This window comes from Pseudomonas sp. UBA1879 (genome assembly GCF_002338065.1).
Lineage (GTDB): Bacteria > Pseudomonadota > Gammaproteobacteria > Pseudomonadales > Pseudomonadaceae > Aquipseudomonas.
The window spans coordinates 253,978-272,731 of the sequence record NZ_DDHJ01000001.1; the positions used below are offsets into that span (position 1 = coordinate 253,978).

Below are 18,754 nucleotides of genomic sequence, written 5' to 3' on the forward strand. Positions count from 1 at the left end.
CTCATTTTGTAGGCGCTGGGCTTACTGACGAATGCGGCGTCGGAGACACCGCATCCGGGCAAGCTGTACTGCTAGCGACGGGCTTTCAAGTGGTTTTCAAAGGCTGGGCACGCATGTGCTGAGCCTGCACGGGGCTCGCCCAGTTCTCACTCAGGTTGATGTAATCGACCAGCGCTCTCAGGCGTCCCTGGTTGCGACCATTGAATTTAAACGCAAGCCGCGTGAGGTGACTCAATTGCTCGTCGTCGTGCTCGTCTTGATGCCCGTGTTGATGGAAGTCCTCGCTCAGACGCAAGTCGGCAAAAGCGTCTTGAAGATGAGCGAGAGCCTCTTCACTCAACGGGTGATGCATGCGAATCACAAAGGTGTTTTTTAACCAGCGGCTTGAGTGAAAGTTGCTGTAGAACCGATTGATTTCATCCACCGCTTCGTCGGCGCTGTAAACCAGCTTCAGCAGATTCATGTCGGTTGGCAGGATGTAGCGATTGGCTTCCAGTTCGTTCCTGATGAAAGCCAGCGCGCCTTCCCAAAACGTACCGCCAGGGGCGTCCAGCAGCACGATGGGGACCAGTGGGCTTTTGCCGGTCTGGACGAGCGTCAGCACCTCCAGCGCTTCGTCCAGCGTACCGAAACCGCCGGGGCACAGCACCAGCGCATCGGCTTCTTTGACGAAGAACAGCTTGCGAGTAAAGAAAAAGTGGAAAGGCAGCAGGTTGCCAGTGCCGTCAACGGTGGCGTTGGCATGCTGTTCAAAAGGCAACGTGATATTGAAGCCCAGGCTGTAATCGAGGCCGGCCCCTTCGTGGGCGGCTGCCATGATGCCGCCACCGGCGCCGGTAATTACCATCATGTCGGACGCTGCGAGCTTTCTGCCGAGCTCGCGAGCCAAGGCGTAGATGGGGTGTTCGACCGGCGTACGCGCCGACCCGAACACTGTGACCTTGCGACGTCCACGAAACTGTTCGAGCACGCGAAAAGCGTTGTCCAGTTCGCGCAGGGCTTGCAGCGTGATTTTGGCGTTCCAACGGTTGCGGTCATCGTGAGCCATGCGCAGGACGGTGAGCATCATGTCGCGGTAGAGCGGAAGGTTCGGGCTGTTGGGGGCGACCAGGCTGAGCTGTTCTTCGATCCTGGACAAGTCAATCCCGTTGTCTTGGAAATGGCGAGACAACACATCATTGGGTACGTAAGGCATACACACTTTCTCCTTCTGCAGAATCAGTGATCCTGTTCAGGTAGACAGGATCACGACGCCTACTGCTGGCCTCTCTTCAGGAAGGCTCATCGGGGCGGCAACAGGGTAGCGCCACGCTGATTCTGGCGAGGTCCTTGGTTGAAAAGAAAAAACATTGAGCGCAACGACCGCGACAGGCAACCCCCTTTTGCCTTGAGCGCGTCACGAAACCATGACTGATCGTGTAAGTGGTGGCCCGATGATGTGCCCGAATATAAAGGCTGGCAATGCCCCTTCTGATTCGCGGCGTGAATGTTTTCCCGCTCGTCGGTCGGTCCAGCCTGAGGTGTAGGCTCTGATTTACTGAAGAGGGCAGGATTAATGCCCGTGCAAGCTGGATAGCGTCGCATCGCGCTGGTTGAGGCGCGCACGCCGACGAGAAGTCGTCGAGGTTCGCCCACGTCTGAAGTTTGACGTGGACAGCCCCACGGAGGGACGAAATGAAAGTCATCAGGCTGGAAGTCGATCAAGACTTGTATCGGCGGTTGAACGAGGCGGCGCGAAGAAGCCATTCGACCCTGGAGCAGGAGTGCATCAGGCGTCTGAGTCAGAACGGCAGGCGTTCGTATTATCTTCAGGCGCTGGTCGCCGAGTTGCGCGCCGAAGATCAGCAGCGGCGCGCGGCGTCTTGAAAAGGGTGGTTATTTCTTCTTGGTGGCGGGCGCTTTAGCGGCGCAGTCAGCGGCAGTGATCTGCTGCGTCGTGATCAACCGGTTGGTTTTGTATTCCTTGAACTCGTAGCGCAGGATCGCGCCTTTGGCCATGAGCTGACGATAGCCGGGGTTGCGACAGACACTGGTGCCCAACTGACGACCCATCAGTTCCGGATTCTCGCGCATCTGTGCCGCCTGGCCGGCCTGGACGCTCAAGTGATCGATCAGCACGCGCCCGTCGACGGTGTAGCCTTCGTCGAGGATGTCTTCGCTGATCGCGTTGGGCTTTCCGACGTTGCTTTTCGCCGCGACTTGTTCCAGCTCTTTGTTGAGTTCGTAGTCCTGTTTGGACGCCGCATTGGCGAACAGCGGGGCGACGAGCAAAAGCGTGAGGGTAGGGGCGATAAGACGCAGCATTGGACTCTCCTGGGGCAGTGAACGTTGTTGGACCGACAGCGACGGTTGACGTTCACGGGTGACGATGGCGTTCGAGGCCGAGCAGTATAGGGAGTCGCCTTGGCGGACACCAGAGAACGGGGCGGCTCTGGTAGACTGCGCCGACTTTTTACTGCCGGATGCTGCCCGTGTTTTCGCCTTTCTGCTGCCTCATGGCCACGTTTGGGTACCTTATCCCGTGAGCCATGCCGTTTCCCGTCTGCGCGCCGAACGACTCGCCCGCAGCACCAAGCCGTTCATCGCTCGAGGCTCCCGGGCTCCCCGCTGTGAGGGGTGTCGGGTGATCGAGTCTTACTGTCTGTGCGCATGGAAGCCGACGGTTGAGGCCAAATCGGCAGTGTGCCTGTTGATGTACGACACCGAACCGCTCAAACCCACCAATACCGGTTGGTTGATCGCGGACGTGATCAAGGACACGGCCGCTTTCGGCTGGTCGCGAACGGACATCGACGAGAGGTTGCCCGCGCTGTTGAACGACCCGCAGTGGCAGCCGTACATCGTGTTCCCCGGCGAATTTGTGGCAGCCGAGCGCGTGGTCAACGAGGTCAAGGTTGAAACGGGTAAACGGCCGCTGTTCATCCTGCTCGATGCCACATGGCCGGAAGCGCGCAAGATGTTTCGCAAGAGCCCGTACCTGGACCAACTGCCGGTGCTGAGCCTCGCGCCGGAGCAGATGTCGCGTTACCGCCTGCGTCGCTCGAAACGCGATGATCACTTCTGCACCGCCGAAGTCGCAGCGTTGTGTCTGGAGCTGGCGGATGATCAGCGGGCGGCGAGGGTGCTGGACGCCTATCTGGACGTGTTCAGCGCGCACTATCTCGGCGCAAAATTTCAGCTGCCCATCGATCCGAACGACGCCCCGCATGATTTTCTGAAGGCATTTATATAGCGCGTGGTCAGCTGTGTGTTTTCCTTGGCCACAGCTGCGCCAGCAACATCCCCGCCAGCATCAATGCACAACCCACATAGCCGCGCAGTTGCAGCGCCTCGCCCAGAAACCAGGCGCCGGCGATGGCGGCGAACACGGCTTCCAGCGACAGGATGATTGCGGCGTGGGAGGCAATGGCGTGTTTTTGCGCGATGACTTGCAGGGTGTAGCCGACGCCGACAGCGACCACGCCGCCATAGGCCACAGCCGGGGTTGCTGCGAGGATTGCGTCCAGCGCAATCGGCTCGAAGATCAGGGCAAGGATCAGGCTGACCACCGAGCAGGTTACGAACTGCAGAAAGGCCAGACGGACCGGGTCATGCCGGCCGGCGAATACTCCCACCAGAATCACATGGCCGCCCCAGACAAAGGCGCCGATCAATTGCAGCCAGTCGCCAGGTGCCACATGGAAGTTGTCTCCCACGCTCAGCAAGCACATTCCCACCACCGCGAGTACGCAGCCCAACCAAGTGCCAAGGCCTGTTTTATGGCCCAGGAACAGGCCGAGAATGGGCACTACAATCACGTACAGTCCGGTGATGAAGCCCGAGTTGGTGACGCTCGTGAATAACAGGCCGACCTGTTGCAGGTTGATGCCCAGCGCCAACGCGAGGCCCATGACGATGCCGCCCTGCAGCAAGCCGCGCGTCAGCAGGGGCTCCGGCCGAGGCCCTGTCGCCGGTCGGCGAAGTATCAAAGGCAGCAGGCAAAGTGAACCGAGCGCGAAACGTAACCCTGAAAACAGATAGGGCCCGATGTGATCCATGCCAGCGGTTTGGGCGACGAAACCGCTGCCCCAGATCAGCGCGGTCAGGAGCATGAGCAGATCCGCTCGCAGGGCGTGGTTTTGCATGATGGCACTCGTCAAGGCTGGGGCGCGAACTGTGCCGTAAACCGTCAAGCTTGACCACCCCGGTCGTGCTGGGCATTCTTGGCGCCGCGTGAAAGCCTGAACGACGTGATCTGCCTGCATTGGGTGGTATGACGTGCGTCAGATCGACACACCGTGAAGGCTGGCATCTGTGGGTGCCATCGTGAGGGCTGAATCCGTCGGCGCTCACTTATAAACAGGATCATGAAATGACCTACGAAATCCTGATCGCCGATGACCACCCTTTGTTTCGCAGTGCCTTGCATCAAGCCCTCAGCTTGGGCCTCGGCCCGGACGCTCGATTGGTCGAAGCCGAAAGCATCGCCGATCTGGAAACACGCCTGACTGAGAAAGCCGACTGGGACCTCGTTCTTCTGGACCTCAACATGCCCGGCGCCTATGGTTTTTCAGGGTTGGTGCTGTTGCGAGGCCAGTACCCGCAGGTGCCTGTAGTGATGGTCTCGGCTCAGGAAGAAGCTGCCGTGGTGGTCAAGTCCCGCGAGTTCGGCGCCAGTGGTTTCATCCCCAAGTCCAGTTCATTGGAAACCATTCAGCAAGCGGTCCGCACCGTGCTCGATGGCGATGTCTGGTGGCCGTCGCAGGTCAACGAAAGCGTGAGCGTCTCGCCAGAGGCCAAGGCCGCCAGCGAGGGCCTTGCCAGCCTCACGCCGCAGCAGTTCCGGGTATTGACCATGGTGTGCGAAGGCCTGCTGAACAAGCAGATCGCCTATGAACTCAGCGTGTCGGAAGCCACGATCAAGGCTCACGTCACCGCGATTTTCCGCAAGCTGAATGTGCGCACCCGCACTCAAGCGGCATTGTTGCTGCAACAACTCGAATCTATTTCGCCAAACTAAGCGCGCTCCAGCGGGCCTTTCAGCGGTGCTTCTTCACACTTTTTTGACCGCCGCTGAACTAGCCTCCATCGTCTTCACTGATCAGTAGTTTCTTTTATGACGTCGCCATTCAAGGGCCAGACCGGCCTGAAACGTATTCTCAATGCTTCCGGCTACTCCCTCGACGGACTGACCGCTGCCTTCAAAGGCGAAGCCGCATTCCGTCAGTTGGTGTTGCTCAACGTCATCCTGATTCCCCTGTCGTTCGCGTTCCATGTCAGTCGGGGTGAGCGGGCGATTCTGATCGCCGTGTGCCTGCTGGCGCTCATTGTCGAATTGCTGAACTCCGCCATCGAAGCCGCCATTGACCGCATTTCGCTGGACCGCCACCCACTGTCGAAGAACGCCAAGGACATGGGCAGCGCGGCTCAGTTCGTGGCGTTGAGCATGATTGCAGTGGTATGGGGGCTGATTCTGCTGGGTTGAATCAATGTTCGCTGCCTGGCGTCGTGTCAGGCGATGCTGGGGAGCACGATTTCATCACTGCGCCGCACCCCTGCGGTGAACGCGCGGCACAGGTCGAGAAACTCTCGAATCGCGTTGGTCTGATACTTCTGTTTGTGCCAGATGAAATAAAACTGGCGAACCAGGTCCAGCTCCGGGGTTTCGATAGCCACCAGGCTGCCCCGACGAAACGCATCCCGCAGTGCCAGCCGCGAAATGCAGCCAATCCCCAGACCCGACTCCACGGCCCGTTTGATCGCTTCGGTGTGTTCCAGCTCGAGTCGCACGTTGAGGCTGGTGAGGTGATGACGCATCGCCTGATCGAACGTCAGTCGGGTGCCTGAACCTTGCTCACGCAAAATCCACGCCTCGCGGGTCAACTCGGCCAATGTGGCGTGGCCCCGTTTAGCCAATGGATGCTGGGGCGCGCAGAACACCACCAGTTCATCCTCGACCCAGGTTTGCACCTCGATATCCGGATGGCTGCAATCACCTTCGATCAGGCCCAGGTCGATTTCATAATGGGCGACCTGTTGCACGATGTTGGCGGTGTTCTGCACGTGCAGCTTCACTTGGCTTTCCGGATGACGCTGCATGTAACTGCCGATGAGCAAGGTCGCCAGGTAGTTGCCGATGGTCAGCGTCGCGCCGACGGCGAGCGAGCCGAAGCCAGATTTGCCGTTGAGCAGGTCTTCGATTTCCTTGGCCTGGTCGAGCAGGGCCACCGCTTGGGGCAACAATTGTCGGCCCGTCGCGTTCAGACTCAGGCGTTTGCCGGCTCGGTCGAACAACTGGCAGCTGGATTGCCGCTCGAGTTCGGTAATCGAAGTGCTGGCAGCGGATTGCGACAACGACAGGAGCACGGCCGCGCGGGAAACGCTTTCCTGCTGGGCCACAGCGACAAATACTTGCAGTTGACGGAGAGTGAATCGCATATCTATATAACCGATAACCCATATCTTGATAATCCAGTTAACAGATATTGTGTCTGCCACTAGAATGTCGCGCAATGGCGCTTTCGTCGGCGCACGCATATTTTCAGGAGTTCCCACGTACCATGAGCAACATGAATCACGAGCGTGTCCTCAGCGTTCATCATTGGAACGACACGCTCTTCAGTTTCAAGTGCACCCGTGATCCAGGTCTGCGCTTCGAGAACGGTCAATTCGTGATGATCGGTCTGCAGCAGCCAAACGGGCGCCCGCTCATGCGTGCCTACTCCATCGCCAGCCCGAACTGGGAAGAGCATCTGGAGTTCTTCAGCATCAAGGTGCCGGACGGTCCGCTGACCTCCCAGCTGCAACACTTGAAGGAAGGCGATGAAATCATCATCAGCAAAAAGCCTACGGGCACGCTGGTGCTGGACGACCTCAAGCCTGGCAAACACCTGTATCTGCTCAGCACTGGCACCGGTCTGGCGCCGTTCATGAGCGTTATCCAGGACCCTGAAACCTATGAGCGTTTCGAGAAGGTCATCCTGTGCCACGGCGTGCGTTACGTGAACGAAGTCGCCTACCGCGAATTCATCACCGAGCATTTGCCACAGAATGAGTTCTTCGGCGAAGCACTGCGCGACAAGCTGATCTACTACCCGACCGTGACTCGCGAGCCGTTCGAAAACGAAGGCCGTCTGACCGACCTGATGCGCAGCGGCAAGCTGTTCAGTGACATTGGTCTGCCACCGATCAACCCTCAAGACGACCGTGCCATGCTCTGCGGCAGCCCAAGCATGCTCGACGAGACCAGCGAAGTCCTGAACAGCTTCGGCCTGACTGTGTCGCCGCGGATGCGCGAACCGGGTGACTATCTGATCGAGCGCGCATTCGTCGAGAAGTAAGCCCGATAGCCTGCTGTAACGCGCAGCAGCTTCAGCGTTGACCCCATCGCGGATGAAACCCTCGCACAGTGACTGTGTGGGTGGATTCATCCGCGAATAAGTCAGTACAGGCACCCGCAATTTGGGCGTCTGAAAAAAACCGCCTGGAGGTCACGGACCAGGCGGTTTTTTTGTGCGCGCATGTCAACGGGTCAGTTGCTGGGCAGCACCACTTCCAGCACCCGAATCTGCCCCGGCTGCGGGTAATGCCAGCGCACGTCCAGGTCCCAGAACTGCGCGCCATAACGGCGTTCAGGCGCCGGTTGCTGATACGCCGGGCGGGGGTCTTGTGCCAGGCACTGCTCGATCAGTTCGATCAGCGGTTCGCCTAAGCGTTGCCCGTGTTCGCGAGCCTGACGCAGCGCGGTGTCGTCCCATGTCACAGGGATCAGCTCTGGCGCCGCTGCGGCCATGGAATTGCTCGCATGGCTGACGATATCGGCGTACGGCACGTAGGGTTTGACGTCCAGCACTGGCGTGCCGTCCAGCAGATCGATGCCCGACAGCCATAGACGACCGGCTTCGACCTTATCCAGCTTGACCACCGACTGGCCGATGCCGTTGGGGCGATGGGTGGCACGGGTGGCGAACACGCCCATCGACTGATTGCCGCCCAAGCGAGGTGGGCGGACCTTGAGTCGCGGCTTGTCTTCCAGCGCCTCGTGAAACAGAAACAGCAGCCAGACGTGACTGACCTGCTCCAGCCCCTGCACGGCGTCGCCCTGATCGAACGGCGCCACCAGTTCGAGTACCCCACGCGCGGCTGGGGCGAGCTGCGGCTGGCGCGGAATGGCGAATTTTTCCTTGAAGCAGGAACGCAGGAAACCGATAGGAGCGACGCTGTAAGTCGGGTTCATCGCGGGATCGACAGGCTCAGCCACGAACGCGCAGCGTCAGGCCACGCAGGAAATTGCGCAGCAATTGATCGCCGCAGGGCCGGTAGTTGTTGTGCCCGGGCTTGCGGAACAGCGCACTCAGCTCCGGCTTGGATACAGGAAAATCCGACGCCTTGAGGACTGCGTGCATGTCTTCTTCTTTGAGCTCGAAAGCTACCCGCAGCTTTTTAAGGACGATGTTGTTGGTCATCGGCAGCTCGACGGGCAGTGGCGGACGACTTTCATCCTTGCCGCGCTTGAAGAACACCAGACCATCGAGAAAGTGCGCCATGATTTCATCGCTGCACGGCTCGAAACCTTCTTCTTCATCCTTTTTGGTGAAGGCAATGATCTGCGCCTTGGTCACGTCAATGCCGCCCAGTTTGGCGATTTCCACCACCTTGGCGTCGCTGATATCAAGCATGTAGCGGATGCTACGCAATACGTCGTTGTTCATCATGGTGCGTGTTTCCTGATCGATCGGGTGTCGGCGTGCGAGAAACGCAGCGCTCGAAAAAGAGGGGGTCAAAACTTTTCTTTGTCGGTCATGTAGCGCCACTGGCCTTCGGGCACCTTGCCGATGGACACGCCGCCGACGCGAATCCGGCGAATGGACACGACCTTCAGGCCCACCGCCTCGCACAGTTGGGCGATGACGCCCGGTTGCGGGTTTTTCATGGCGAAGCGCAGGCGGGTCTCGTTCTGCCAGCTGGCTTTGACTTTGGGCAGCTCTTTGCCTTTGTACATCAGGCCGTGATTCAAGCGATTGAGACCGTGGGCGACCATGTCGCCGTCGATTTCGACCACGTATTCCTGCTCGATTTTGCTGCGGTCATCGGTGAGCTTGCGCAGGATCTTCCAGTCCTGGCTGAACACCATCAGGCCGCTGGCGTTGGTTTGCAGGGTGGAAATCGCTTCCAGTCGCAAGAAGTGACCCTTGAGCGGGCGCTTGCCGATGCTGTGCTCGGACGACAACGTGGCCGGTGTGATCAGCGGCAGGGCCTGCTCGGGGGACATGCCCGCTGGCACGTTGAACAGGATCGTCACGGCTTCCGGGGTGACGGCCTTGGCGTCGGGGCTGAGGACGACGGTCTGGTCCTCGACCTTGTATTGCGGCTCGTCGACGACCACGCCGTCCACTGTCACCCAGCCACCCTCGATGAACAACTCGGCCTCGCGTCGGGAGCAGCCGACCAGCTCGATGAGGCGTTTGGAAAGGCGAATGGGGTCAGTCATGAGGAAAGCCGTAACAGGAGGGAAAGGCGGCCATTGTACCCGCGCAGGCTGCGTTAATCGCGGGCACGTTGAAAATGGTTGCCGAAGGGGCCGGTTCGGCGCGTCATCTTTCCTGCATTCCGTCAACCAAACACCCCTCGGGGCTGGACTAACGAGGCAAATTGCTTTTGACTCTGCGGCCTGAAATCCAGGAGCTACCCCTTTGAAAAAGTCAGTCGCCATCGTTTTCGGTGGGCAATCCTCCGAGCATGAAGTGTCGTTGCAATCGGCGCGCAACGTGATCAATGCGATTGATCGCAACACCTACTACATCACCCTCATCGGCATCGACAAACAGGGCCACTGGCTGCGTTTCGATGAGCGCGATTACCTGCAGAACGCTAACGACCCCGCGCGCATCAAGCTCAGCGAGTCGGGTCGTCTGCTGTCGTTGAGACCGGGTACGCAAGGCCCGCAATTCGTCGAAGTGGACACGGGTCTGGACCTGCCGCGCATCGACGTGGTGTTCCCGCTGATCCACGGCAGCACGGGTGAAGACGGCGCGCTTCAAGGCCTGCTGAGGCTGCTCGACATTCCGTGCGTAGGCCCTGACGTGCTGGGCTCGGCGGTGTGCATGGACAAGGACGTCACCAAGCGGCTGCTGCGTGACGCGGGCATCGCCGTGGCGCCATTCGTGGTGCTGCACCGCGGTGAGTCGGTGGATTTTGTCAGCGTCTCGGCCCAGCTGGGATTGCCGCTGTTCGTCAAACCGGCCAGTCAGGGCTCTTCGGTGGGCGTGAGTAAAGTCACCGATCAGGCGACCTATGACGCCGCTTTGAAGCTGGCCTTCGACTACGACAACAAGGTGCTGATCGAGCAGGGCATCGTCGGTCGCGAGGTGGAATGCGCGGTGCTGGGCAACCATGAACCGCAAGTGAGCGTGTGCGGCGAAGTGGTGGCCAACGACGAGTTCTATGCCTACGACACCAAGTACCTGAACGATGGTCAGGCTCGCATCGCGATCCCTGCCGACTTGCCGACCGACCTGAGCGATGAAGTCCGTGAAGTCGCGTTGCAGGCTTATCGCGTGCTGGGCTGCGCGGGGCTGTCGCGGGTGGACTTCTTCGTCACCGAGGCGCGGGAAATCATCATCAACGAGGTCAACACGCTGCCCGGCTTCACCTCGATCAGCATGTACCCGAAACTCTGGCAGGCCAGCGGCTTGAGCTACCCGGAACTGATCGACCGGCTGATTGTGCTGGCCCTTGAGCGTGCCGAGGAAGCCCGCGCGCTGAAAACCGAGGTGGTGCTGTGAAGGTCATCCGCATCGCCGCGGCCTTGCTGATTGGCGCGGATGGCCGGACCCTGCTGGTGCGCAAGCGCGGGACTCAAGCGTTCATGCAACCGGGCGGGAAAATCGATGCGGGTGAAACCGCGCCCGTTGCGCTGGCGCGGGAGCTGCACGAGGAGCTGGGGCTGCGGATCGAGCCTGATCAGGCAGCGTTTCTCGGCGAGTTCTCGGCGATGGCGGCGAACGAGCCAGGTTTTGAAGTGAACTGCCAGCTGTATCGGCTGGACGTGGATCAGGATGTGGTGCCGGCGGCGGAGATTGAGGAGGTCGTCTGGATCGACGCCGGGAGTGTGGATCACCTGCACCTGGCGCCATTGACCCAAGATTCGATTCTGCCGTTGTATCGCACACTTCAGATCGCATGAATCTCCCTCGGGAGTGAGCCCGCTCACTCCCGCCATGACCTCAGCTCAACGCACCGCGCTCACCCCATCCAGGGTCGAAAACGACGTGTCCTTCGCCGTCAGCAGAAAATCCCGCATGTAGGGCGCGTCGAGCATGTCGGCGCGGATGGCGGCGTAGAGCGTGGCGAACAGGCCTTTCTCGCCCAGTCGCTTGGCTTTCACATAACCCCGTGAGCTGTATTCATGCAGCGCCCAGTGCGGCATCCCACACACGCCTCGGCCACTGGCGACAAGCTGCATCATCATGACAGTCAGCTCGGACGTGCGAACCTGCGCCGGTTCGATGTCAGCCGGTTCCAGAAAGCGGGTGAAGATGTCCAGACGATCCCGCTCCACCGGGTAGGTGATCAGCGTTTCGCTCGCCAAGTCCTCCGGCACCACGAACGGCTTGCTCGCCAGCGCGTGCTGATTGGCCACCGCGAGCATGGCTTCGTACGTGAACAGCGGCACGTAGGTAATGCCTGGCAGGTCCACAGGGTCGGACGTCACCACCAGATCCAGATCGCCTCGGGCGAGGGCGGGCAGGGGCGCAAAAGCGAAACCCGAGGCCAAGTCCAGTTCGACCTCCGGCCACGCATCGCGGAACTGATCGATGGTCGGCATCAGCCATTGAAAACAACTGTGGCATTCAATGGCCATGTGCAGACGACCTGCCACGCCACCGGCCAGCCGCGAGATGTCGCGCTCGGCATTGCGAAGTTGCGGCAGCACCGAGTCCGCGAGTTGCAGCAGTCGTAAGCCCGCGCTGGTGAAACGCACCGGTTTGGTCTTGCGCACGAACAGCGGCATGCCCATGCGCTCTTCCAATTCCTTGAACTGGTGAGATAGCGCGGATTGCGTCAGGTGCAGTCGGTCAGCGGCGTCGACCAGGCTGTCGGCCTCGCGCAGCGCATGCAATGTTTTCAGATGGCGTATCTCAAGCACCGGGCGCTCCATGAATGAATTTTGTGATCAACGCGAAAACAATGAGTTTGTCTCATGTCGGGCGCAGTGTCGACAATGGCGCCATCTTTTGTAGGAGACGTCATCATGGCCCTGGCCCATAACTTAGGATTTCCGCGCATCGGCGCTGATCGTGAATTGAAGAAAGCCCTCGAAGCCTATTGGAAGGGCGATATCGACCAAGCCGCGCTGCTGGCCGTAGGACGTGATCTGCGCGCTACGCACTGGCAGCTTCAGAAGGACGCAGGCATCGACCTGCTGCCCGTAGGGGATTTCGCTTGGTACGACCAGGTGTTGACCCATTCGCTGACCTTCGGCGTCATCCCCGAGCGCTTCGTCGACCTGCGCGACGACAAAGGGTTGCCCAACCTCGATACCCTGTTCGCCATGGCACGCGGCGCTAGCGCTGGTTGCTGCGGCGGCCGCCACGGCAAGGCCCACCATGCCCAGGAGCTGACCAAATGGTTCGACACCAACTACCACTACCTCGTACCGGAATTCACCCAGGACCAACGCTTCAAACTGAGCTGGGAGCAGTTGTTCGACGAAGTCGAAGAAGCGCGGGCATTGGGTCATAGGGTCAAGCCGGTGATCATCGGCCCGCTGACCTATCTGTGGCTCGGCAAGGCGAAAGGCGACAGCTTCGACAAGCTCGAACTGCTGGACCGTCTGCTGCCGATCTACGGCGAAATTCTCGGGCGTCTGGCGGGGCAGGGCGTTGAGTGGGTGCAGATCGATGAGCCTATCCTGAGCCTTGATCTGCCGCAGGACTGGAAAAACGCCTTCGAACGCGCCTACCACAGCCTGCAATACTCGCCCCTTAAAAAACTGGTCGCCACTTACTTCGGGGGGCTGGAAGACAACCTCGGCCTCGCGGTTTCGCTGCCAGTGGACGGCCTTCACGTCGATCTGGTGCGTGCCCCTGAGCAATTGCCTGCGCTGCTCGATCGTCTGCCGACCTACAAAGTGCTGTCCCTTGGGGTGGTCAATGGCCGCAATGTCTGGCGCTGCGACCTGGAAGCGGCCCTCGAGCTGTTGATTGAGGCGCAGCTGCGGTTTGGCGACAACCTGTGGGTCGCGGGTTCGTGTTCTCTACTGCACAGCCCGGTCAACCTGGAGCGTGAAGACGCGCTCGACGCCGAACTCAAAAGCTGGCTGGCCTTCGCCAAGCAGAAGTGCGCGGAAATTTCGATCCTCAGCACTGCCTTGAACGACCCTCAAGCGCCCGAAGTGCAGGCTGCATTCGCTGAAAGCCGTGCCGTGCAATCGAGCCGCCAACACTCGGCCCGAATCCATAAACCTGAGGTGAAGGCACGTCTGGCTGCTATCACCGCAGCAGACAGCCAGCGGCATTCGGCCTTTGCCGAGCGCATCGCCGTGCAGCGTGTGCGTTTGAACCTGCCGCCTTTTCCGACCACCACCATTGGCTCATTCCCACAGACCGCATCGATTCGTCTGGCTCGCCAGTCCTGGAAACAGGGCAAATTGTCGGCCAACGATTACCACGACGCCATGCGTGCAGAGATTCGTCATGCTGTCGACATTCAGGAGCGTTTGGGGCTGGATGTGCTGGTGCATGGCGAGGCCGAGCGCAATGACATGGTCGAATATTTCGCCGAGCAACTGGATGGCTACGCGTTCACCCGCTTTGGCTGGGTGCAGAGTTACGGTTCGCGTTGCGTGAAACCGGCGGTGATCTTCGGCGACCTGAGCCGGCCGCAGGCGATGACCGTCAGCTGGATCGAATACGCCCAAAGCCTCACCGCCAAGGTGATGAAGGGCATGCTGACCGGTCCGGTGACCATGCTGATGTGGTCTTTCCCCCGCGAAGATGTGTCGCGCAAAGTGCAGGCGCAACAATTGGCATTGGCGCTGCGCGACGAGGTGGTCGACCTGGAAAACGCAGGCATCAAGATTGTGCAAATCGATGAAGCGGCGTTCCGCGAAGGGCTGCCGTTGCGCCGGGCGCAGTGGGATGAGTACCTGGAGTGGGCCGTCGAAGCGTTCCGCTTGTGTGCCTCCGGCGTGCGCGATGAAACGCAGATCCACACCCACATGTGCTACAGCGAATTCAACGACGTGATCGAGTCCATCGCGGCCATGGACGCCGACGTGATCACCATCGAGACCTCGCGCTCGGACATGGAATTGCTGGAAGCCTTCAAAGCTTTCGACTACCCGAACGACATCGGCCCGGGCGTCTACGACATCCACTCGCCGCGAGTGCCGGAGAAGGCCGAGATGGTCAAGCTCATGACCAAGGCCGTGCAACGCGTTCCGGCTGAACGTCTTTGGGTCAACCCGGACTGCGGCCTGAAAACCCGCGCCTGGCCCGAGACCGAAGCGGCGCTGATCAACATGGTCGCAGCGGCGCGACAGTTGCGACAGGGAATCAGCCGCGAGTGGCAAGGCGGCAGCCGCGAGTGACGAGCTGCAAGCGGCAAGTCAAAGCAGGTTCCGGTGCATCTGACATCTTTTGATGCACCGGCCTGAAAACGGTCTGCCCATGCTCTTGCTCTTGCTCTTGCTCTTGCTCTTGCTCTTGCTCGCAGCTCGCCGCTCAAAACCGCCGCTCGGCTCCGTTCATCAAAATGTCACGCAACTGTGGCAGCGCGTTTTGGAAAACTTCATCAGACTCGCGGCCTACTGGGGTTCTGTGTTTCGGTGTATTCCATGCGGTTTTTCTTTTTCCTGGCTGCGCTCATGTGCAGCTTGCCGTCTTTTGCGGCCTCTCGATGCGATGTCGACGTTCCCACCCAAGTGGCCGAGCTGGATGATGTGCACCTGGCGTATCAAAGCATCGGGCGTGAGGCTGACCCTGCGCTGCTGTTGGTCATGGGCCTCGGCGGGCAGCTGATTCATTGGCCGGACGAGGTGGTCGTCGCGCTGTGCCAGCAAGGTTTTCGGGTGATTCGTTACGACAACCGTGACGTCGGCCTGTCAACGTGGGTTCAGGCGCCCGCGACGGCCAACCTGACTTATGAAGTGTTGCGCTACAAGATCGGCCTGCCCGTGTCGGCGCCGTATTCCCTGACCGACATGGCGCAGGACGCACTGGGCCTGATGAGCGCGCTGCACATTCAACAGTTCCATGTGCTGGGCGCCAGCATGGGCGGGATGATCGCTCAACACCTGGCGGACATGGCGCCTGAGCGCGTGGAAAGCCTGACCCTGATCATGACCAGCTCCGGGGCGCCGGGCCTGCCGATGCCAAGCCCCGCCCTCCTGCAATTGTTGGCCCGTCGCGGCGCCCCGGACCGTCAGACGGCACTCGAACAACAAGCGGATTTGCTGGCGGCGTTAGGCAGTCCGGAGGTCAAGGATGATCGGCAAACATTGTTGCAGCAGGCGGCAGTTTCCTACGACAGAGCGTTCAACCCGGAAGGCGTGAAACGACAAATTCTGGCGATTCTTGCCGAACCGAGCCGCGTCGAGCTGTTAAATCGCCTGCGCGTTCCAACGCTGGTGGTGCACGGCACCGCTGACCCGTTACTGCCGGTGATGCACGGTATTCACGTCGCCGCTCACATTCAGGGCAGCCGGTTGAAGCTGATCCCCGGCTTGGCCCATCGTTTTCAGGAAGCGTTCAAAGCGCCCTTGCTGGCGGCAGTGTTGCCGTATCTGCGCGAGCATCGCGAGGACCTGTCCCACGTCGCTCAGCTCTAGACACTGACGCCGTATCTCATTGTAGGAGCGTGGCTTGTCCCGCGATCGGCGGGGAACCCGTCGTAAAACCCGCGGCCATGGTGTCTCAGGCACACCGCATGTATCCGGTTTTACTGCCGGTTTCCGGCAGATCGGGGGGCAAGCCACGCTCCTACACAGTTTGTCGTCGGCGCGACTAGGCGTATCGTGCACCTTTTCCGCTTTGGAACGAGGCTGCCATGAGCATTCCACTGAAAATCGATTTCATCTCTGATGTTGCCTGCCCGTGGTGCATCATCGGTCTGCGCGCGCTGGATCAGGCGCTGGAACATTTGGGCGATGAAGTCCGGGCACAGATTCACTTCCAACCGTTCGAACTGAACCCGAAGATGGGCCCGGAAGGTCAGGACATTTTCGAGCACATCACCCAGAAATACGGCTCGACCCGCGAGCAATATCTGGCCAACGCCGAAAACATCCGTCAGCGCGGTGCCGAATTGGGCTTCGTGTTCAAACCGGGAGACCGTCGCGTCTACAACACCTTCGACGCCCATCGGCTGATCCATTGGGCGGCAGAGGAGGGCAAGCAGCAGGCGCTGAAAGAGGCGCTGTTCGTAGCCTATTTCAGCCAGCACGCCAACGTTTCCTCCCACGAAATACTGGCCAACGTCGCACAGAAAGTCGGCCTGGATCGACAGCGCGCCGAGGCGATTCTGATGTCCGACACCTACGCCGCCGACGTACGCCAGCAGGAAGAATTGTGGATTTCCCGGGGCGTGAGTTCGGTGCCTACCATAGTGTTCAATGACCAATACGCCGTCTCGGGTGGCCAGCCAGTTGACGTGTTTGTTGGCGCCATTCGTCAGATCATCAGCGAACAATCAAGCGTCGTTAGCGCACAAGAGTGACGTCTACGCTAACGGATGTCGGTGCGAGCAAGCCTGCCGCGTAGGGGTTTTCGATATTTTCGCTGCCCTGCGCTTGTTCGCAATCCGGCGTAACAGATGTAACAAATCTTCGATTGCGATTTAAAAATTGCTTGCTCCTTCTGACCTTTTTCGGATATCAATTTGTACATGATTAAACAGGTTCGATTTGACAAGAAACAACGCGTGGTCAATGAGCTCGCGCGCCGCATTGAAACCGGTCAAATGGGCTCGGGCGAGCTGCTGCCGGGTGAGAATCTGCTGGCTCAGGAATTCAACGTCAGTCGCGGCACGCTGCGTGAGGCGCTATCCGAGCTGAAGCGTCGCAATTACATCGCGACGCAGACCGGCGTCGGGTCCATCGTGACCTACGACGGTATTTCCTTGGACCAGCGTGCCGGCTGGGCGCAAGCGTTGGCGGACACAGGTGCGAAGGTCAGTACCGAGATTCTGCGCCTGGTAGCGGTGCAGCGGCCTGACTTGGCGGTGCGATTCGGCACGACGGAGTTCGTGGCGCTGGATCGGCGTCGAACGGCTGTCGATGGCAGCGTGGTGTCGCTGGAGCGGGTATTGATCCCCGCCGTGGAAGGGCTGGAAAACCTGCCACGAGACGGGCTGATCGACGATTCGCTGACCGTGACCCTGGCGGCCCATGGCTACGTGGGCGATCGCGGCGATCAGTGGATTGGCGCCGAGCCGCTTAGTCAGGACGACGCCGTTCTAATGATGCGCGAGCCGGGCACAGTCTTTCTCAAGGCGACGCGAACCACATTCGACCGCCGCGAGCGTTTCATGGAGCACGTGGAAAGCCTTCTGGATCCCGTGCATTTTCGTCTACATCTGGCCTTTGGATCGACTACATGACGGCATTGATCGACACCCGCGACCACGCGCTGGCCGCTTTTTACGGCCTGGCCCTGGGCGATGCGTTGGGCATGCCCACGCAATCCCTGAGTCGCGAGCAGATCAAGCAGCGCTTCGACCGTATCACCACGTTGACGGCCGCCGACGCCGATCAGCCGATCGCGCCGAACATGGCCGCCGGCTCGATCACCGACGATACCGAACAGGCTGTGTTGGTGGCGGAACTGTTGATCGCCGGTGGCGGGCTCATCAGGCCGTCGGATCTGGCGCAAAGCTTGATCGACTGGGAAGCGGTGATGCAGGCCAAGGGCTCGCAAGATCTGCTCGGCCCGTCGACCAAACGCGCAATTGAAATGATTCTGGCAGGCCACAGCCCCGAAGAGGCAGGCCGCTTCGGCACCACCAACGGTGCCGCCATGCGCATCACGCCGGTCGGGATTGCGGCGAATGTGGCCGATGAGCAGCAGTTCGTCGAATCAGTGGTGCAAGCCTGCCAGGTGACTCACAACACGACGCTCGGCATCTCCAGTGCAGCCGCTGTGGCCGCTGTGGTGTCGGCGGGGATCAATGGCCTTGGCCTGAATGAGGCGCTGGCGGTGGGTGCGCGTATCGCCGAACGCGCCGAGCGTCATGGTCACTGGATTGCCGGTGGAAAAATCTCCGCGCGGATCGTCTGGGCCAAACAGCTCTGCGCCAAGTCCAGCAACACGCAACTGCCGGATTTGATTTACGACGTCATCGGCACGTCGGTGGCGTCCCAAGAGTCGGTCATCGCCGCCTTCGCCCTGGCGCACCAGGTCGCCTCCGGCCAATTGTCGGCCTTCGACGCGTTGTGCATGGCGGCCAGTCTTGGCGGAGACACCGACACCATCGCGGCGATCCTCGGCGCCATGTTGGGCGCATGTCAGGGCATGGGCGTCTGGCCAGCTGACCTGATCGAGCAGGTCCAGACCGTCAACAGGCTTGAGCTTTCCACGCTGGTCGAACATTTGCTGTCCTTGCGCGCTGCCTGACTGATACAGGCGCGATCACGTGCCGAATGAACAATAACGATCCAGACGTCGCCCTGTCACAGAGGGCGATTGGGGATGGCTGCGCTTTTCGAAAGGCACTCCTATCCCACCCGACACGGACGTCATTTGCGTTGCGTACTGCCCACAACCAGAACAGATGG

20 protein-coding genes are annotated in these 18,754 nt (G+C 60.1%); 12 read left to right on the forward strand and 8 right to left on the reverse strand.

The features are described from left to right. Window positions 1–85: 85 nt before the first annotated feature. Window positions 86–1,195 carry a TIGR00730 family Rossman fold protein gene (locus tag B3N48_RS01135; RefSeq protein ID WP_296178596.1) on the reverse strand — a complete coding sequence of 370 codons (1,110 nt, stop codon included), beginning with the start codon at window positions 1,193–1,195 and terminating at the stop codon, window positions 86–88. A 479-nt stretch (window positions 1,196–1,674) separates the two neighbouring features. Here B3N48_RS01135 and B3N48_RS01140 point away from each other — a divergent pair, with 479 nt between their 5' ends. Then, window positions 1,675–1,866 carry a hypothetical protein gene (locus B3N48_RS01140; protein WP_296178598.1) on the forward strand — a complete coding sequence of 64 codons (192 nt, stop codon included), beginning with the start codon at window positions 1,675–1,677 and terminating at the stop codon, window positions 1,864–1,866. A gap of 9 nt (window positions 1,867–1,875) precedes the next feature. On the opposite strand, the gene B3N48_RS01145 is transcribed toward B3N48_RS01140, so the two are convergent. Continuing rightward, window positions 1,876–2,304: a PA3611 family quorum-sensing-regulated virulence factor gene (locus tag B3N48_RS01145; RefSeq protein ID WP_296178600.1), complete on the reverse strand. Its 429-nt coding sequence runs from the start codon at window positions 2,302–2,304 to the stop codon at window positions 1,876–1,878. Between the two features lie 217 nt (window positions 2,305–2,521). Here B3N48_RS01145 and B3N48_RS01150 point away from each other — a divergent pair, with 217 nt between their 5' ends. Further along, complete coding sequence (locus B3N48_RS01150; protein ID WP_296178602.1) at window positions 2,522–3,232, forward strand: tRNA-uridine aminocarboxypropyltransferase; 711 nt, start codon at window positions 2,522–2,524, stop codon at window positions 3,230–3,232. Window positions 3,233–3,239: 7 nt separating this feature from the next. Here B3N48_RS01150 and B3N48_RS01155 read toward each other — a convergent pair whose 3' ends face one another. Further along, on the reverse strand, window positions 3,240–4,124 hold the full coding sequence (locus tag B3N48_RS01155) for a DMT family transporter (protein WP_296178604.1): 885 nt from the start codon (window positions 4,122–4,124) through the stop codon (window positions 3,240–3,242). 227 nt (window positions 4,125–4,351) lie between these two features. Here B3N48_RS01155 and erdR point away from each other — a divergent pair, with 227 nt between their 5' ends. Both erdR and B3N48_RS01165 read left to right on the forward strand, forming a co-directional pair. After that, on the forward strand, window positions 4,352–4,999 hold the full coding sequence (gene erdR / locus B3N48_RS01160; RefSeq protein ID WP_296178606.1) for a response regulator transcription factor ErdR: 648 nt from the start codon (window positions 4,352–4,354) through the stop codon (window positions 4,997–4,999). Between the two features lie 96 nt (window positions 5,000–5,095). Next, window positions 5,096–5,464, forward strand: a complete 369-nt coding sequence (locus B3N48_RS01165; RefSeq protein WP_296178608.1) for a diacylglycerol kinase — start codon at window positions 5,096–5,098, stop codon at window positions 5,462–5,464. Between the two features lie 26 nt (window positions 5,465–5,490). Here B3N48_RS01165 and B3N48_RS01170 read toward each other — a convergent pair whose 3' ends face one another. Continuing rightward, window positions 5,491–6,417 (reverse strand): LysR family transcriptional regulator, encoded by a 927-nt coding sequence (locus tag B3N48_RS01170; protein WP_296178610.1) that lies wholly within the window; start codon window positions 6,415–6,417, stop codon window positions 5,491–5,493. Between the two features lie 122 nt (window positions 6,418–6,539). Between B3N48_RS01170 and fpr the strand changes: the two genes are divergently transcribed. Further along, entirely contained in the window at window positions 6,540–7,319 is a 780-nt protein-coding gene (fpr, locus tag B3N48_RS01175) for a ferredoxin-NADP reductase (RefSeq protein ID WP_002554680.1), read from the forward strand. 191 nt (window positions 7,320–7,510) lie between these two features. On the opposite strand, the gene tsaA is transcribed toward fpr, so the two are convergent. The 3 genes from tsaA to B3N48_RS01190 all read right to left on the reverse strand — a co-directional run bounded on the left by tsaA (window position 7,511) and on the right by B3N48_RS01190 (window position 9,469). Next, entirely contained in the window at window positions 7,511–8,215 is a 705-nt protein-coding gene (tsaA, locus tag B3N48_RS01180; RefSeq protein ID WP_296178699.1) for a tRNA (N6-threonylcarbamoyladenosine(37)-N6)-methyltransferase TrmO, read from the reverse strand. Window positions 8,216–8,231: 16 nt separating this feature from the next. Continuing rightward, window positions 8,232–8,693: a DUF1456 family protein gene (locus B3N48_RS01185; RefSeq protein ID WP_296178700.1), complete on the reverse strand. Its 462-nt coding sequence runs from the start codon at window positions 8,691–8,693 to the stop codon at window positions 8,232–8,234. 65 nt (window positions 8,694–8,758) lie between these two features. Next, on the reverse strand, window positions 8,759–9,469 hold the full coding sequence (locus B3N48_RS01190; RefSeq protein ID WP_296178701.1) for an rRNA pseudouridine synthase: 711 nt from the start codon (window positions 9,467–9,469) through the stop codon (window positions 8,759–8,761). Between the two features lie 202 nt (window positions 9,470–9,671). Between B3N48_RS01190 and ddlA the strand changes: the two genes are divergently transcribed. Together ddlA and B3N48_RS01200 are read left to right on the forward strand one after the other, a co-directional pair. Then, window positions 9,672–10,763 carry a D-alanine--D-alanine ligase gene (gene ddlA / locus B3N48_RS01195; RefSeq protein ID WP_296178702.1) on the forward strand — a complete coding sequence of 364 codons (1,092 nt, stop codon included), beginning with the start codon at window positions 9,672–9,674 and terminating at the stop codon, window positions 10,761–10,763. After that, window positions 10,760–11,164 (forward strand): NUDIX hydrolase, encoded by a 405-nt coding sequence (locus tag B3N48_RS01200; protein ID WP_296178703.1) that lies wholly within the window; start codon window positions 10,760–10,762, stop codon window positions 11,162–11,164. The genes ddlA and B3N48_RS01200 overlap by 4 nt, the downstream gene beginning before the upstream one ends. A gap of 45 nt (window positions 11,165–11,209) precedes the next feature. On the opposite strand, the gene metR is transcribed toward B3N48_RS01200, so the two are convergent. Next, window positions 11,210–12,127 (reverse strand): transcriptional regulator MetR, encoded by a 918-nt coding sequence (gene metR, locus B3N48_RS01205; RefSeq protein ID WP_166593499.1) that lies wholly within the window; start codon window positions 12,125–12,127, stop codon window positions 11,210–11,212. Window positions 12,128–12,232: 105 nt separating this feature from the next. Between metR and metE the strand changes: the two genes are divergently transcribed. The 5 genes from metE to B3N48_RS01230 all read left to right on the forward strand — a co-directional run bounded on the left by metE (window position 12,233) and on the right by B3N48_RS01230 (window position 18,593). Continuing rightward, complete coding sequence (metE, locus tag B3N48_RS01210; RefSeq protein ID WP_296178704.1) at window positions 12,233–14,572, forward strand: 5-methyltetrahydropteroyltriglutamate--homocysteine S-methyltransferase; 2,340 nt, start codon at window positions 12,233–12,235, stop codon at window positions 14,570–14,572. Between the two features lie 246 nt (window positions 14,573–14,818). Continuing rightward, window positions 14,819–15,811: an alpha/beta fold hydrolase gene (locus B3N48_RS01215; RefSeq protein ID WP_296178705.1), complete on the forward strand. Its 993-nt coding sequence runs from the start codon at window positions 14,819–14,821 to the stop codon at window positions 15,809–15,811. 218 nt (window positions 15,812–16,029) lie between these two features. Next, the gene (locus tag B3N48_RS01220) at window positions 16,030–16,698 is read left to right on the forward strand and encodes a DsbA family oxidoreductase (RefSeq protein WP_296178706.1); all 669 of its coding nucleotides are present in this window, start codon (window positions 16,030–16,032) and stop codon (window positions 16,696–16,698) included. Between the two features lie 168 nt (window positions 16,699–16,866). Then, a complete protein-coding gene (locus B3N48_RS01225; RefSeq protein ID WP_296178707.1) occupies window positions 16,867–17,580 on the forward strand; it encodes a GntR family transcriptional regulator in 714 nt (237 codons plus the stop codon). Then, window positions 17,577–18,593 carry an ADP-ribosylglycohydrolase family protein gene (locus B3N48_RS01230; RefSeq protein ID WP_296178708.1) on the forward strand — a complete coding sequence of 339 codons (1,017 nt, stop codon included), beginning with the start codon at window positions 17,577–17,579 and terminating at the stop codon, window positions 18,591–18,593. Before B3N48_RS01225 ends, B3N48_RS01230 begins: the two co-directional genes overlap by 4 nt. The last annotated feature ends 161 nt before the right edge of the window (window positions 18,594–18,754 follow it).